This window comes from Paractinoplanes toevensis (assembly GCF_018332695.1).
GTDB classification, from domain to species: domain Bacteria; phylum Actinomycetota; class Actinomycetes; order Mycobacteriales; family Micromonosporaceae; genus Actinoplanes; species Actinoplanes toevensis.
Map to the genome: position 1 here is coordinate 1 of NZ_BOQN01000283.1, position 429 is coordinate 429.

Annotated in this window: 1 protein-coding gene; it reads right to left on the minus strand. The window is 66.7% G+C overall.

Features of this window, described 5'->3' with window-relative positions:
• Positions 1 to 35 precede the first annotated feature (35 nt).
• Positions 36 to 429, minus strand: a 394-nt coding sequence (locus Ato02nite_RS51235; RefSeq protein ID WP_498371302.1) for an aggregation-promoting factor C-terminal-like domain-containing protein, incomplete at its 5' end; no start/stop codon positions are given.

Consider the following 429-nt stretch of genomic DNA (forward strand, 5'->3'; position numbering starts at 1 on the left):
GTACGCCGCGCGGCCCGTTTCTACAGATCGTCTACTTAGTACCAACCGGTGCTTTGTGAGTGTGACCAGGCACCGCAGGGCGTGTCGTACCGGCCCTCGATGTAGCCCAGACCCCACTTGATCTGCGTGGCCGGGTTGGTCTTCCAGTCCGACGCGATCGAGGCCATCTTGCTGCCGGGCAGGGCCTGCGGGATGCCGTACGCACCGGAACTGCGGTTCTCGGCGCGGTAGTTCCACCCGCTCTCCTTCTTGAACAGTTTGTCCAAGCAGGGGAACTGGTCGAGTCCGAAGCCGGCCGAGAGCATCAGGGCACAACCGACGCCGCGGGTGCCGCTGTACTCGCTGCAGGAGCTCGGGATCTCGCCGGTGTAGGCCACCGGGCCGCCGCTCTCCTCGGCCTTCTTCTTCGCCGCCGCCTCGGCCGCCGCC